Origin of the sequence: Chelatococcus sp. GCM10030263 (assembly GCF_042666455.1) — a bacterium.
In the GTDB taxonomy this organism is placed as follows: Bacteria; Pseudomonadota; Alphaproteobacteria; order Rhizobiales; family Beijerinckiaceae; genus Chelatococcus.
Map to the genome: position 1 here is coordinate 15,171 of NZ_JBHTDB010000006.1, position 14,720 is coordinate 29,890.

Consider the following 14,720-nt stretch of genomic DNA (forward strand, 5'->3'; position numbering starts at 1 on the left):
GAATGCAGGACGCTCCACCGCCTCCGTCGCCGGCCGCCGGATCGGACCGCGCTTTGACGCGCCTGGAAAAGCTGGTGCAGCGCGCGCGCCTTGCTCTCTTATGGGAGCGGCTTTGGCCGGCGCTCTGGCCACCCGCTGCTGTCGTGGCGCTCTTCCTGGTCGCTTCCTGGCTCGGGCTCTGGGCGATCGTGCCGGCCGGCTACCGCGGAGCGGGCGTCGGCCTTTTCGCGCTCGCTTTCATCGCCTCGCTCTGGCCCTTGGCCCGTCTCAGCTGGCCTTCACGGTCGGCCGCGCTCCATCGTCTCGACCGCGATTCCCCCGTTCCCAATCGCCCGGCGAGCACCTTCGACGACACCCTTGCCATCGGCCGCGGCGATCCGGCGACGGTCGCCCTGTGGGAAGTGCATCGTCGGCGCACGCGCGCTGCCATCGACAGGCTCACGGTGAGGGCACCGCGCCCCGGCATGACCGGGCGCGACCGCTATGCGCTTCGCGCCATTCCCATCCTCGCCCTTATCGCGGCTGCTTTCGTCGCTGGGCCCGACGCCGGCTCACGGCTGCTCACCGCCTTCGACTGGCGCAATGCGCCGGACGCTGGTCCCGCCTTCCGCATCGACGGCTGGATCGATCCGCCGCTCTACACCCGCGTGCCGCCGGTGATGCTCGATCTGGCGCGTGCGGACGGAAACCCGGTGCGTGTGCCGGTCAAAAGCACGCTCGTGCTGCGCTTTGCCGGCCAGGGCGGCATTACCCTTAAGCCCGGCGCTGGACTGGCGGCGGTGCCTGCCGCGGCTGACGCCGCACCCGGCATCGAGGAGCACCGGTTCACGATCACCGGTGATGCTCGGCTCGATCTCGACGGACCGGACGGAGCGGCCTCGCTCGCGATCACCGCCATCCCGGACCACCCGCCGGAAATCCGCCTGAGCGGCGAGCCGGAAACCAATGGCCGCGGCTCGCTCACCCTCGCCTATCGCCTCAAGGACGATTACGGCATCGCCTCGGCGGAGGCGGTGTTCGAGCCCCAGGACGGCACGATCAAGCGGTCCCTCGTGCCGCCGCCGCGCATTCCGCTCGCTCTCCCCGGCGATCCCGCGGCGGACGAGGACACCCGCACGACGACGGATCTCTCCGCCCATGCCTGGGCTGGCGGCCGTCTCAGGATGACGCTCGTCGCTCGCGATGAGGCTGGCCAGGAGAGCCGCAGCCAGACGGTTCTGGTCACGCTCCCGCAGCGGCCCTTCACCAAGCCGTTGGCGCGCGCTCTGGTGGAGCAGCGCCGCAACCTCATCATGAATCCGGACGACACGAAGCGTGTCCGCACGGCGATCGAGGCCCTCATGGTCGCACCGGAGGACTTCACGCCCAAGGAGAGTGAATACCTCGGCCTGACCATCGTCGACAATCGACTCGCGAAAGCCAAGAGCGACCCGGACCTCCTCGACGTGGCCGAATTCCTGTGGGAGATGGCGGTTCAGATCGAGGACGGCGACCTCACCCAGGCCCAGCGTGACCTCAAGGCTGCGCAGGAGGCGCTCCGTCAGGCGCTCGAGCGCGGCGCGAGCCCCGAGGAGATCAAGCGTCTTACCGACGAACTGCGCCAGGCGCTCAATCGCTTCCTCAACGAATTCGCGCAGCAGCAGATGCAGCAGCCGCAGAACCAGCAATCGGCGCGCCAAGATCCATCGCGGACGATCACGCAGGACGATCTGAACCGCATGCTCGACCGCATGGAGCAAATGGCGCGCGAGGGTGCAACAGCCGAAGCCCAGAACCTGCTCGACCAGATGAAGGATATTCTGGACAACCTGCAAGGGTCGCAGCAGGCCGGCCAGGATCCTCTCGGCCGCGAGATGCAGCAGTCGCTCAACGAGCTCGATTCGATGATTCGCGACCAGCAAGCACTGCGTGACGACACCTACCGCCAGGACGGCGGGGAAAACTCCGAGCTCAGCCCGCCCCGCCGCGGCCGCAACAGCCGGCGCCAGCAGGGTCAACAAGGCCAGCAGGGTCAGCAGGGGCAACAAGGTCAGCAAGGCCAACAGGGCGAGCAGGGTCAGCAGGGCATGTCGAGCGAGGAACTCGCCCAGCGGCAGCAGGCCTTGCGCCAGCGCCTCGAAGAGCTCAAGCGCCGCATGAAAGGCATGGGGATGCAAGGCGAGGAGGGGCTCGACAGCGCCGAGGAGGCCATGCGCGACGCGGAGGGCCAGCTCGGCCAGGGCGAAACGGGCGAAGCGCTCGATTCGCAAGGCGAGGCGCTCGAAGGTCTGCAACGCGGTGCCCAAGGCATGGCGCAGCAGATGCAGCCCGGCGACGGTCAGGGCAACGAACAGGCCGGCAACGGCCAGCCCGGCCGCAGCGGCAGGCAGAGCGGCATGCGCGACACTGACCCCCTTGGCCGGCCAACCCGCAACCGGGATTGGTCGGATGGGCGCGTGCGCATCCCGACGGCTGAAGAATCGGCCACTGTCAGGGCCCGCCGCATTCTCGACGAGTTGCGCCGGCGCCTCGGCGATCAGCTCAGGCCGCGCGAGGAGCTCGACTATCTCGAACGCCTGCTGAGAAACCAATAGGTCGCAGGACCATCAGGACCCTCGTTTTCCGGTCCTGGAGGCTCTACATGGAGAGGATAGCCGGGCGCCACGCGCCCGGTCCGACGGCGTCGGAGCAGCTCCTTTCGCATTTCAGCGGAAATGCGAAAGCTCTGGACGCCAGCCTGAGAGGATCATCCCATGTTAGCAGCCGTTCCCATCGCGATCGGCGCCGTGGCGGTCGTGCTTGTGCTCGGCCTCGTCAATATGATGCGCGGCGGCAGCGGCCAGCGCTCGCAGAAGCTCATGCAGATGCGCGTGCTTCTGCAATTCATCGCCGTCCTCGTCATCATGGCCGTCATCTGGATGCGCAACGGCTGAGGACAAGCGAGCCAGCGTGGCCGTACCCATATGGCAGTTTGCGCGGATGGTGGCGCAAACGTTGCAGTTGCGCCACGTAGCTGTGCGAAATCGAGCGAGCGTGAGAAGAACTCTGGCCGCTGTGTGCGGCGGTTGGTAACGATATCGTCAGCGTTTGTTGGAAGTAGCTGATGAGATTGCTATCGACCGCCCTGATTAGCGCGATTGTCTCGGCCGCGATGGCAGGCCAAGTGCAAGCTGCGGACCTCCCCTCCCGCTCGGCGCCCCCCGAAGCTCCGCCTCCGGCACCAGCCACGATCATGCAGCCGCGTTTCCTTTCGGAATTGCGTTTCGGGGTGAGTGCGCAAGACCCCTGGAGCCCGGAGGAAGGCTCGGTCAACATCACCGGCGAAGTCCTAACGGGCAAGCTGTTCACGGCCGAGAGCGCCACGCTCGATCTCTTCATTCCGCGTTTCCACGTGGGCGGCAGCGCCAATACGGCGGGCCAGACGAGCTTCGCCTATGCCGGCTTCACCTGGACGGTGCCGATCACCCAGGCGCTATTCGTGGAAGCCACCTTCGGCGGGGCGATCCATAATGGCGAGACGGGCGAATTCGTGGGCCGCGATCACAGTGCCCTCGGCTGCTCGCCGCTGTTCCGTGAATCGGCATCGATCGGCTGGCGATTCGACGAGCACTGGAGCGTGATGGCGACGATCGAACATCTCTCGAACGCAGGGCTGTGCGAGCAGAACCGCGGTCTCACCAATGTCGGTGCGCGCATCGGCTACTCCTTCTAGGGCATCGGAGGCAAATGGTCCGGCTCAACCGCATCTACACCAAGACGGGCGACGACGGTTCGACCGGTCTTGCGCGGGGCGGCCGGCGGCGCAAACACGATCCGCGGGTTGCCGCTTTCGGCAGCGTCGATGAAACCAATGCCTTCATCGGCCTTGCGCGGCTGCAGCCCCTCGCCGTGGAAGCCGACGCCATTCTCGCCCGGATCCAGAACGATCTCTTCGATCTCGGCGCCGACCTCGCGACCCCCGAAGGCGACGCCTCCGAAGACGCTGCGAAGAAGGGCGAAGACCTGCGCGTCACGGCGAGCCAGGTGGAACGCCTCGAGGCCGATATCGACCGGCTGAATGCGGAGCTTTCGCCGCTCAAGTCCTTCATTCTGCCCGGCGGCACGCCGGCCGCCGCCGCGCTGCACGTGGCGCGCACGGTCTGCCGACGGGCCGAGCGGCTGGTTGTGGCGCTCGCCGACACGCCCGGCGAAACGGTCTCGCGCCCCGCATTGATCTATCTCAACCGCCTGTCGGATCTTCTGTTCGTCCTGGCGCGGCACGCCAACGGCAAGGGAGCCGGTGACGTGCTGTGGGTGCCGGGTCAGAATAGATGACGTTTCTCCCCCTCTATGACGGCGTGCCCATGCGCAATATGCGCACGCCTTACGTCACCTATGGCATCATCGCCTTCTCGACGATCGCTTACCTCGCCATCTGGCTCGACTTCCTGCCGATGCCGGAAGAATCGATCTCGGCAAGCTTCGGCCTGATCCCGGCCGTTCTTTTCGGCAGCGTCGTCTTGCCCGATGGACTGCCCGTGCTGCCGACCGGCTCGACGCTGGTGACGAGCCTCTTCATTCATGCGGGATTACTGCATCTCGCTGGCAATATGCTGTTCCTGTGGGTGTTCGGAGACAATGTCGAGGATGCGCTGGGGCATCTGCGCTTCCTCGTCTTCTTCCTGCTGTGCGGCTTGGCGAGCAGCCTGGCTTATGCCTTTTCGGTACCGGATTCGGAGCGCCCGCTGATCGGGGCTTCCGGCGCCGTCGCGGGGGTGGTCGCCGCCTATCTCATTCTGCATCCGCGCGTGCGCGTCTGGGGATTGTTCTTCTTCCGCATCCCGCTCCATCTGCGCGCCTTTTGGGCGATCGGCTTCTGGCTGATGATCCAGGTCGCGGAGATCTGGCTCAATATCGACGACTCCGTCGGTTGGCTCGCACATATCGGCGGCTTTGCGGCCGGCGCTCTGCTGGTCATCGTCCTGCGCCGCAAGAACCAGCCGCTGCTCGGTGCCGGCGACGGCCCGCAACTCACCGGCGATGTGTAATCGAAAGGTAAGGCGCCGTTGACAAGCCGGAAGACGCATCGTTACGGTCGCGCGGCGCGTTAAACGCTGGCGGGCGCATGCGTCGCTCAAAACTTTCGGCCAAGCGCTAGATCGTTCGGGCGCTCCCGTCCGGGAGGGCCGAGCTCAGTTTGACGCCGGCCGACAATCCTGTCCCGTCCTCTCGCTCGGAGGCGGGCGGGCAAACCTGCCGCAAGCGAGGATGCGCGAAGGAGAGTGGCTCGATGAAGATCCTTGTGCCCGTCAAGCGCGTGGTCGATTACAACGTTAAAATTCGGGTGAAGGCGGACGGCTCGGGCGTCGACCTCGCGAATGTCAAGATGTCGATGAACCCGTTCGACGAGATCGCCGTTGAAGAGGCCTTGCGGCTGAAGGAAGCGGGCAAGGCGAGCGAGGTCGTGGCCGTCTCCATCGGCCCGGCGCAGGCTGCCGAGACCATCCGCACGGCGCTCGCCATGGGCGCCGATCGCGGCATTCATGTGAAGGTGGACGGGCGCGTCGAGCCGCTCGCCGTGGCCAAGATCCTCAAGTCGGTGGTGGGCAAGGAGGAGCCGGGGCTCGTCATCCTCGGCAAGCAGGCGATCGACGACGATGCCAACCAGACCGGCCAGATGCTGGCCGCCCTTCTCGGCTGGCCGCAAGGCACCTTCGCCTTCAAGGTGGTGATCGGCGACGGCGTGGTCGATGTCACCCGTGAGATCGACGGCGGCCTGCAGACCGTGTCGCTGAAGCTGCCGGCCATCGTGACGACGGACCTGCGCCTCAACGAGCCGCGTTATGCTTCTTTGCCCAATATCATGAAGGCCAAGAAGAAGCCGCTCGAGGAGATAAGCCCGGAGACGCTCGGCGTGGATGTCGCGCCTCGACTGACGGTGGTGAAGACGACTGAACCGACGGGCCGCAAAGCCGGCGTGAAGGTGGGCTCGGTCGCCGAACTCGTCGACAAGCTCAAGAACGAGGCAGGAGTTCTCTGATATGACGACGCTGCTCGTCGCCGACCATGACAACGCCACTCTTTCCGACGGAACGGCCCGCGCCCTGACCGCGGCCCGCCAGCTCGGCGCCCCCGTGCATATCCTCGTTGCCGGCGCGGCTGCCCGGCCGGCCGCCGAAGCCGCCGCCAAGCTCGAGGGCGTGGAGAAGGTTCTGCTGGCCGAAGACGCGATCTACGCCCATGCCTTGGCCGAGCCGCTCTCGGCGCTCGTCGTCGGGCTCGCCTCGTCATACGACGCGATCGTCGCGCCGGCCTCGACCTCGGGCAAGAACGTTCTGCCGCGGGTTGCGGCCCTGCTCGATATCGCGCAGATCTCCGACGTCACCAAGGTCGTGAGCCCGACCACCTTCGAGCATCCGATCTATGCGGGCAATGCCGTAGAGACCGTCGAGACGAACCAGCCCAAAACGGTTCTGACCGTGCGGACGGCGGCCTTTTCGGCGATGCCTGCAGGCGCCTCGGCACCCATCGAGACGGCTCAGCCGGCCACCGATCCTGGTCTGTCGCAGTTCAAGGGCGAGGAAGTCGCAACGACCGATCGGCCGGAACTCGGCTCGGCCAAGATCATCGTGTCCGGCGGACGGGCACTCGGTTCGGCGGAGAATTTCGCAAAAGTGATCGAGCCTTTAGCCGACAGGCTCGGCGCCGCCATCGGCGCGTCCCGCGCAGCGGTTGATGCAGGCTACGCACCCAACGACTGGCAGGTTGGGCAGACCGGCAAGGTGGTTGCGCCGGAACTTTACATCGCCGTGGGCATTTCTGGCGCGATCCAGCATCTCGCCGGCATGAAGGACTCGAAGGTCATCGTCGCCATCAATAAGGATGAGGAAGCTCCCATCTTCCAGGTGGCCGATTACGGACTGGTCGGCGATCTCTTTCAGATCGTGCCCGAATTGGCCGAGGAGATCGCGAAGATCGGACGGTGAGTGCCTTTCGAGCATGCGAGATGGCCGACGTTCGGTCATGACCCACGTGAACGGCAAACCATGAGGCTGGTGTCATGTCGATCGACATTCGCAAGATAGGCATCGTCGGTGCCGGACAGATGGGCAGCGGCATCGCCCATGTCTGCGCTATCGCGGGCTACGACGTGGTCCTCAATGACGTGGACGACGAACGGATCAACAACGGCCTCGCCACCGTCAGCGGCAGCACGGCACGGCAGGTCTCGAAAGGCCTCATCACCGAGGAGAGCCGCCAGGAAGGGCTGAGGCGCATCCAGACGTCGCTCTCCTTCGAGGCGTTCGGCGATTGCGATCTCGTGATCGAGGCGGCGACGGAAAAGGAAGCGGTGAAGCGCAAGATCTTCACCGACCTCTGCCCCGCCTTGCGCTCCGATGCGATCATCGGCACCAACACCTCCTCGATCTCGGTCACACGGCTTGCCGCCGCGACGGATCGTCCGGAGCGGTTCATCGGCATTCACTTCATGAATCCCGTGCCGGTGATGCAGCTCGTGGAGATCATCCGCGGCATCGCGACCGAGGATCCCACCTTCAAGGCGATCCTGGATTTTGTCGCCCGTCTCGGCAAAACGGCGACGGTGGCGGAGGATTTCCCGGCCTTCATCGTCAACCGCATCCTGTTGCCGATGATCAATGAGGCGATTTACGTGCTCTACGAGGGGGTCGGCTCGGTGGACTCCATCGATACGGCCATGCGCCTCGGTGCCAATCATCCCATGGGGCCGCTGCAGCTCGCCGATTTCATCGGCCTCGACACCTGCCTGTCCATCATGCAGGTGCTTTACGATGGCCTGGCGGATTCCAAATATCGGCCCTGCCCACTGCTTGTGAAATATGTCGAGGCGGGCTGGCTCGGCCGCAAATCCGGCCGCGGCTTCTACGATTATCGCGGCGACAAGCCGGTTCCGACCCGCTGATGGTGGGTGATACGAGCCCCGGCCGGGAGACCGGCCTCGTGGCTGTGTGGAAGGCACCGATCGCGCCTGCGGCCATGAGCGCGCGTTTGGCACCTTTCACAATAGCGACACAGCTCATACACTACCACGTGCTTGGTCTCGGTGTTCGCCAATGAGCGATTCGCTTAGGAGGCGGTGCGGTGACGATCCACGTCCCCAATCCGGTGTCGCCGGAGGGTTGCCCAGCTCTGGTACTCAACGCCGATTATCGGCCGTTGAGCTACTATCCGCTGTCGCTCTGGAACTGGCAGGATGCGATCAAGGCGGTGTTCCTCGATCGGGTCAATATCGTCTCTGAATATGAGACGATGGTCCGAAGTCCCACCTTCGAGATGCGCCTGCCGTCGGTCGTCTCCCTCAAAACCTATGTCCAGGCGTCGCGGCAGCCGGCTTTCACGCGGTTCAACGTATTCCTGCGCGATCGCTTCACCTGCCAATATTGTAACGCCCGCGACGACCTCACCTTCGATCACCTGATACCGCGCTCGAAGGGCGGACAGACGACCTGGGACAACGTCGTGACGGCCTGTTCCGCCTGCAATTTGCGCAAGAGCGATCGTCTGCCGCGGGACGTCGGCATGTGGCCGGCACAAGCCCCCTACCAGCCCTCCGTTCACGACCTGCACCACAACGGCCGCCACTTTCCGCCGAACTATCTGCACGAAAGCTGGCTCGACTACCTCTACTGGGATACGGAACTCGAGCCATAGGCGGTTCCGCCACGCTCAAAAAATTTTTGTGGCAGTGCGGAACCAATCGCTGGACCCGCGGTTTTCCGTCCGGTGCTTATTCCCCCCAAGGAGCACCCTTCCCCGCCTACGTGCCCCCCGCGCAGGCGCGGCAAGCTAGCCCGCCCGCACCCCCCGCGGGCGGGCGTTTTGTTTCTGGCCCGCTTTCGCGATCATCTTCTCGGAACTGCCCCCAGCTGCGGCTGGGCCTCGGCGCCCCATGCGCGCGCATGCATCAACTGCTTGGCCGTCATTGCTCCCATGCAGCGGGGCCCCTTTCGCAACCGCGAAGGCGCCGTTAGAAAGGCGCCAAGGGTTGCTGCGCATGATCATTTTGCGCCGGCCCGCCTGACCCCACGTCCCTTCCGGCTCTGCATCCACGTCTCACGGCGTCGATGTGCCGGGAACGAGCTTGTCCCATGAGCGCGCCAGTCGATCAGTATGGCTTTGGATCGAGCCGGTCCAAGGTTGCTCCTGCGTTTGACGCAACCGGCGCGGAAGCGAATCCGAGCGGAAAGGCGGTTCCCGTGCCTGGCGAACGTGTTCTCACCCGCCCGGCGCTCGTCCTCGGCATATTGTCGACGATCGGGCCGGTGGCGATCGACATGTATTTGCCGGCCTTTCCGGCCATCGCCGAGAGCCTCCACACCAACGTCGGCCGGGTACAACTCAGCCTCGTCAGCTTCTTCGCGGCCCTGATGGTCGGCCAGCTCATTTATGGCCCGATTTCGGATGCCATAGGCCGTAAGAGGCCGCTCTATGCGGGATTGGGGCTGTTCGTCGTCGCCTCGATCGGCTGCAGCATGGCCCAGAGCGTCGAAGCGCTGATCGTGCTGCGCTTCGTGCAGGGGCTGGGCGCCTGTGCGGGCATGGTGCTGAGCCGCGCCATCGTGCGCGATCTGCACACGGGACGGGATGCGGTGCGCCTCATCTCGCTGATGATGCTCGTGCTCTCCGTCTCGCCGATGCTGGCGCCGCTCGGCGGCAGCCTCTTGGTCGAGTTCGCCTCCTGGCGGATCATCTTCTTCGTCATTGCCGCCGGCGCGCTGTTTTGCGCCTGGCTCATGTGGCGGTCCCTGCCGGAAACGCACCCGCCGGAAAAGCGGACGCGGGGCGGTTTGAGGTCCGCGCTTGCCGCCTATGCCGTGCTGGTCACCGATCTGCGCTTCCTCGGTGCCGCCTTGGTCGTTGGCTGCACGCAGGGCGTCATACTCTCCTATCTCGCCGGCTCGCCCTTCGCCTTCATCGAGATCTACGGCGTGCCGCCGGTGCTCTACAGCGCCATCTTCGCGGCCAATGCGGTGGGCTTCATCGGCGGCGCCCAGCTCAATTCGCTGTTCATCAGCCGCATCGGCCTGGAGCGACTCATTCGCATCGCAACCAGCGCACTCGCCGCTGCGTCTGTGCTCCTTCTTGGGCTGACGCTCACCGACATGGCTCCGCTGCCGGTGTTTGTGGGGCTGCTCTTCCTGTGCTTCAGCACGCTCGGTTTCATCATGCCGACGACGACGGTTTTCGCCCTCGAGTCGCATGGCGCGCGGTCCGGAGCGGCCTCGTCGCTTTTGGGCGCCCTGCAGTTCGGCTCGGGCACCATTGCCGGCAGTCTCGTCTCGTTCTTCTTCGACGGTACGACATTGCCGATGGTCGCCACGCTGGCCGGCTGCGGCGCGGGCGCCGGGCTGATGGCGGCCGCCTCATTGCGGCGGCGCAAGGCGGCAGTGTAACAGCCTCAGCCCGACGAGGGTGCATAAGGCGGTTTCGGAATCGCCATATGCGCCGCCTTGAGCGCATCCGACCAGCGCTGGCTGAGATCGGTGAAATAGGGTTCGCCCGGTTCGATGCGATGCGCGAGCTCGATCCTGTGCGTGTGGCGGCGCATCACCAGCAGGTCGATCGGCAGGCCGACCGCGAGATTGGAGCGCATCGTCGAATCCATCGAGATGAGCCCGATCTTCAAGGCGTCGTAGAGGTCGGTGTCGGAGGCGATCGCCCGGTCGAGAATGGGCTTGCCATATTTGTTCTCACCGATCTGCAGAAAGGGCGCATCGGCCCCGCATTCGATGAAGTTGCCTGCGGAATAGACCATGAAAAGGGTCATGGGCCCGCCGCGAATCTGGCCGCCGAGCAAGAAGGACACGTCGGCGGACACATGCGCGTCGTCGAGTGCTTGGCCGATCTCCTGGAGCACCTGCCGCACCGCATGGCCGATGAGTTGGGCTGCCCGGAACATCGTCGGCGCGGTGAGAAGCGTCTCACGCTCGGCGACGCCCGGCAGCGCGACGCCTTCCTGCAGAAGTGCCAGAACCGATTGCGAGACGGAAAGGTTGCCCGCAGTCGCAACGCCCATCACGCGCTCGCCGGCAGTCTCGAACACGTGCAGCTTGCGGAAGGTCGAGACATTGTCGAGGCCTGCATTGGTGCGCGTGTCGGCAATGAGCACGAGCCCGTCCCTCACCAGGAGGCCGGCACAATAGGTCATCTGAAGGTCCCTGGTCGCGGCGTTGGCCGGCTATGTGACTGACGGGCGCAAGCTTTTCAAGCTTGCGACTGGCGCTGAGCAGCATCCTCGACGGTCAGCTTCACATTGAGATGCTCGCCGGCGCCACCATAGCGGCTGCCACGCACCGGGGCTGCCCCGAGATAATCGAGGCCGATGGCCACCCTGACATGCGCGTCGGTCGGGCTGATGCCATTGGCCGGGTCGAAGCCCACCCAGCCGATGTCGGGCAGCTTGGCCTCCACCCAGGCATGCGCCGCCTCCTGCTCGACCATGCCGTCGGCCCGGGCGAAATGGCCGGAGACATAGCGGGCAGGAATCCCGAGATGGCGCGCTGCAGCGATGAAGATATGGCTCAAGTCCTGGCACACCCCACGCCGCATGGCGAAAGCCTCGGTCGCGGTTGTCGTCACCTCGGTCGGGCAGGTGTCGAAGGCGACCTCGCGATTCACGGCGCGCAAAAGGCCGTGCAGTATGCTCAGTCGGTCCGGACCATGCTCCGCCGCGATGGCATCGGCGAAATCGCAGATCGCCGGGTCGGCCTCGGTGAGTGGCGTCGAACGCAAGAAGACGGTATCCGGAAAGCGCTCCACGCTGCCGCGGACGACGCCATTCGTATCGGATGTCTCCACCTCGCCATTGACGAGGACGGTCAAGCCCGCAAGCGGACCGGCGAGCGACAGCGTATGGGTGATATTGCCGAGCGAATCCTCCCCAGCTCTGATGCGGCTGTCGACATCCACCTCGACGCGCCAGCGCAACACGCGCAGGCCCTCGTTGGGCCGAGGCGTCAGGCGCAGGATCTGCACCACGGACCGCGCCGGGACGTCATAGGCATAGGTCGTCGCATGAGCGATGCGGATACGCATGGGGTCTCCGTCAGAGCACCAGGAGAATACTAGGTTTCGGCGCGAAAATCCGCTGCGATCGAAGCCCATGCCTCAAAGGCCCGCACCGTCGTCGTCAGCCGGAGCATCGGGAATGGCCACACACCGCGAGGGCGATCACGACAGATATTGATCGGCGATGGCTGCGCCCAACCGGTTATGCTCGGCCAGAAAGGCCGTGATGAACTCATGCAGGCCGGACTGGAAGATGTCCTCGATCCGAGTGTTGGTCAGTCGGCCGAGCGCCGCGCCGGCAAGCCGCTGGCTTGTGCCTCGCCGGCCATAGGCGTCTGCCATCAGGTCGAGATGCCCGACGATGGAATCATAGCAATAGGTCAATGAGCGCGGCATCTGCCGGTTCAGAATGAGGAGATCGGCGACGAGCCAGGGCTTCACGGCCTCGCGGTAGACCCAACGATAGGCGGTGAGCGCCGAGACTTCGCGCAGAATGGTCGTCCATTGGAAATAATCGAGGCTGCCGCCCACCTGCTCGGTCGCGGGCAGGAGGACATGGTATTTGACATCCAGAATGCGCGCGGTGTTGTCGGCGCGCTCCAGCGCCGAGCCGACACGCAGGAACCAATAGGCGTCGTTGCGCAACATGGTGCGCGAAGCCGAGCCGTCGAAGGCGAGCGCCACCGCCTTCACCCAGTCGAGGAAACGCGTGAAATCCTCACGCTGCATGGATTTTCCATCGAAGCGCTGCAATTCGTGCCAGGCGTCGTTGATCGCCTCCCACATCTCCACAGTGAGCGCGGTGCGCACGGCCCGCGCATTGGCCCGCGCCACGGCGAGGCAGGAGCGGATCGAGGATGCGTTATCCGGGCTGAAGGCCAGGAATTCGCGCACGGTGAATTCGTTGGCCGTGTCGTAGCGCATGTGGAAGGCGCCGGCGACGCCGGCGGTCGCCACCGCGCTCTCCCACTCCGTCCCCGTGGCGCCGTAGCTCGACGGCAGCGAGGTGAGCCTCAGCGTCGCATCCAGAATGCGTGCGAGGAAATCCGCCCGCTCGACGTAGCGAGCGGTCCAGAAAAGATTGTCTGCAGTGCGCGACAGCATCGGTTGAACTTTGTTGTGGGCCGGGCGAGCCAATGGCGAGGACGACATCAGCTCCGCGCCGGCATGGCTCGGACGGATGGTCTCGACCTCAGGCATCGAGCACCCATGTGTCCTTGGTCCCGCCGCCCTGGCTCGAATTGACGACGAGGGAGCCTTCCTTGAGCGCAACACGTGTGAGCCCGCCCGGGACGATCCGCACCCCATCCGTGCCCGTCAGCACGAAGGGCCGGAGATCGACATGGCGGGGCGCGATGCCGGCAGCGACGAAGGTCGGACAGGTGGAGAGCGCCAGCGTCGGCTGGGCGATGAAGCCGTCAGGCGAATGTTTGAGCTTGCGCCGGAACTGGTCGATTTCGGTCGCGCTGGCATGCGGACCGACGAGCATCCCGTAGCCGCCGGAACCGTTGACTTCCTTCACGACGAGTTCGCCGAGATTGTCGAGCACATAGGCGAGCGCGTCCTTCTCGCGGCAGCACCATGTCGGGACATTGTTCAGGATGGGCTCCTCGCCGAGGAAGAAGCGGATGATCGCCGGCATGTAGCTGTAGATCGCCTTGTCGTCGGCGACGCCGGTGCCAACCGCATTGGCGAGCGTCACATTGCCCGCTTCATAGGCGCTCATCAGACCGGGCACGCCGAGGATGGAATCCGGCCGGAAGACGAGCGGATCGATGAAATCGTCGTCAATGCGCCGATAGATGACGTCGACGCGCTTCGGCCCGTCGGTCGTGCGCATATAGACGATGTCGTCCGTGACGAAGAGATCTGACCCCTCCACCAGTTCGACCCCGAGCTTGTCGGCGAGGAAGGAATGTTCATAGAAGGCCGAATTATACTGGCCGGGGGTCAGCAGCACGACGGTTGGATCGCGGCTGGCACCACTCGGGGCGACCGACCGCATGGTGGCGAGCAGTGCATCGGGATAGTTCTCGACGGGCGCGACCCGGTGCTCGGAGAAGAGATCCGGGAAGAGGCGCATCATCACCTCCCGGTTCTCCAGCATGTAGGAGACGCCCGACGGCGTGCGGACATTGTCCTCCAGCACGTAGAAGGTGCCCTCGTCGACGCGCACCAGATCGATCCCGGCCATATGGACATAGATGCCGTGCGGCACGGGCCGGCCGACCATTTCGAGCCGGTAGTACGGATTGCGATAGATCAGGTCCGGCGGCACGACGCCGGCCTTCAGGCTCTCGCGCGGCCCGTAGAGATCGCGCAGAAAGGCATTGAGCGCGTTGACCCGCTGACGCAGGCCGCGCTCGACCCCCTGCCACTCCTCTTTCACGAGGATGCGCGGGATGATGTCGAAGGGAATGAGACGCTCGCTCGCATCCGCTTCGCCATAGACCGCGAAAGTAATGCCGACACGCCGAAAGAAAAGCTCCGCCTGGCTACGGCGGGTGGCGAGAAGATCGCGCGGCGCGCTGTCGAGCCACTGCTTCAGCCGCTCATAAGCCGTGCGGACACTGCTGGCCCCGGCAGTCAGGCCGTGCATCTCGTCGAAGGCCGTCATGGATCGCCCTCCGTCGTCGGCAGCCGAGTGGCTGCCCCAGGATAGGAGGTCGCAAACGGCATGCCAATAGGGCGATACCGGCACCATCCAAGGCGCC

At 65.1% G+C, this 14,720-nt stretch carries 14 protein-coding genes; 10 read left to right on the forward strand and 4 right to left on the reverse strand.

What is annotated here, in order from left to right:
* Nucleotides 1-2: 2 nt before the first annotated feature.
* The 10 genes from ACFQU1_RS15420 to ACFQU1_RS15465 all read left to right on the forward strand — a co-directional run bounded on the left by ACFQU1_RS15420 (nucleotide 3) and on the right by ACFQU1_RS15465 (nucleotide 10,391).
* Nucleotides 3-2,573: a TIGR02302 family protein gene (locus tag ACFQU1_RS15420; RefSeq protein ID WP_378134131.1), complete on the forward strand. Its 2,571-nt coding sequence runs from the start codon at nucleotides 3-5 to the stop codon at nucleotides 2,571-2,573.
* Between the two features lie 159 nt (nucleotides 2,574-2,732).
* Nucleotides 2,733-2,912, forward strand: coding sequence for a twin transmembrane helix small protein (locus tag ACFQU1_RS15425; protein WP_378134133.1), 180 nt, complete (start codon nucleotides 2,733-2,735; stop codon nucleotides 2,910-2,912).
* 299 nt (nucleotides 2,913-3,211) lie between these two features.
* Complete coding sequence (locus tag ACFQU1_RS15430) at nucleotides 3,212-3,691, forward strand: acyloxyacyl hydrolase (protein ID WP_378134135.1); 480 nt, start codon at nucleotides 3,212-3,214, stop codon at nucleotides 3,689-3,691.
* A gap of 14 nt (nucleotides 3,692-3,705) precedes the next feature.
* Complete coding sequence (locus ACFQU1_RS15435; RefSeq protein WP_378134137.1) at nucleotides 3,706-4,293, forward strand: cob(I)yrinic acid a,c-diamide adenosyltransferase; 588 nt, start codon at nucleotides 3,706-3,708, stop codon at nucleotides 4,291-4,293.
* Nucleotides 4,290-5,006, forward strand: coding sequence for a rhomboid family intramembrane serine protease (locus ACFQU1_RS15440; RefSeq protein ID WP_378134139.1), 717 nt, complete (start codon nucleotides 4,290-4,292; stop codon nucleotides 5,004-5,006). The genes ACFQU1_RS15435 and ACFQU1_RS15440 overlap by 4 nt, the downstream gene beginning before the upstream one ends.
* A gap of 242 nt (nucleotides 5,007-5,248) precedes the next feature.
* Nucleotides 5,249-5,998: an electron transfer flavoprotein subunit beta/FixA family protein gene (locus ACFQU1_RS15445; protein WP_378134141.1), complete on the forward strand. Its 750-nt coding sequence runs from the start codon at nucleotides 5,249-5,251 to the stop codon at nucleotides 5,996-5,998.
* 1 nt (nucleotide 5,999) lies between these two features.
* Nucleotides 6,000-6,944 (forward strand): electron transfer flavoprotein subunit alpha/FixB family protein, encoded by a 945-nt coding sequence (locus ACFQU1_RS15450; protein ID WP_378134143.1) that lies wholly within the window; start codon nucleotides 6,000-6,002, stop codon nucleotides 6,942-6,944.
* A 74-nt stretch (nucleotides 6,945-7,018) separates the two neighbouring features.
* Entirely contained in the window at nucleotides 7,019-7,900 is an 882-nt protein-coding gene (locus tag ACFQU1_RS15455; RefSeq protein ID WP_378134145.1) for a 3-hydroxybutyryl-CoA dehydrogenase, read from the forward strand.
* Between the two features lie 179 nt (nucleotides 7,901-8,079).
* Nucleotides 8,080-8,649: an HNH endonuclease gene (locus ACFQU1_RS15460; protein ID WP_378134147.1), complete on the forward strand. Its 570-nt coding sequence runs from the start codon at nucleotides 8,080-8,082 to the stop codon at nucleotides 8,647-8,649.
* Nucleotides 8,650-9,086: 437 nt separating this feature from the next.
* Nucleotides 9,087-10,391, forward strand: a complete 1,305-nt coding sequence (locus ACFQU1_RS15465) for a multidrug effflux MFS transporter (RefSeq protein WP_378134149.1) — start codon at nucleotides 9,087-9,089, stop codon at nucleotides 10,389-10,391.
* Between the two features lie 5 nt (nucleotides 10,392-10,396).
* Here ACFQU1_RS15465 and ACFQU1_RS15470 read toward each other — a convergent pair whose 3' ends face one another.
* From ACFQU1_RS15470 to ACFQU1_RS15485, 4 genes are all read right to left on the reverse strand, one after another.
* A complete protein-coding gene (locus ACFQU1_RS15470; protein WP_378134151.1) occupies nucleotides 10,397-11,146 on the reverse strand; it encodes a peptidase in 750 nt (249 codons plus the stop codon).
* Nucleotides 11,147-11,202: 56 nt separating this feature from the next.
* On the reverse strand, nucleotides 11,203-12,033 hold the full coding sequence (locus ACFQU1_RS15475) for a transglutaminase domain-containing protein (RefSeq protein ID WP_378134153.1): 831 nt from the start codon (nucleotides 12,031-12,033) through the stop codon (nucleotides 11,203-11,205).
* 135 nt (nucleotides 12,034-12,168) lie between these two features.
* Entirely contained in the window at nucleotides 12,169-13,110 is a 942-nt protein-coding gene (locus tag ACFQU1_RS15480; RefSeq protein WP_378134394.1) for an alpha-E domain-containing protein, read from the reverse strand.
* An 88-nt stretch (nucleotides 13,111-13,198) separates the two neighbouring features.
* Nucleotides 13,199-14,623, reverse strand: coding sequence for a circularly permuted type 2 ATP-grasp protein (locus ACFQU1_RS15485; RefSeq protein ID WP_378134155.1), 1,425 nt, complete (start codon nucleotides 14,621-14,623; stop codon nucleotides 13,199-13,201).
* Nucleotides 14,624-14,720: the final 97 nt, after the last annotated feature.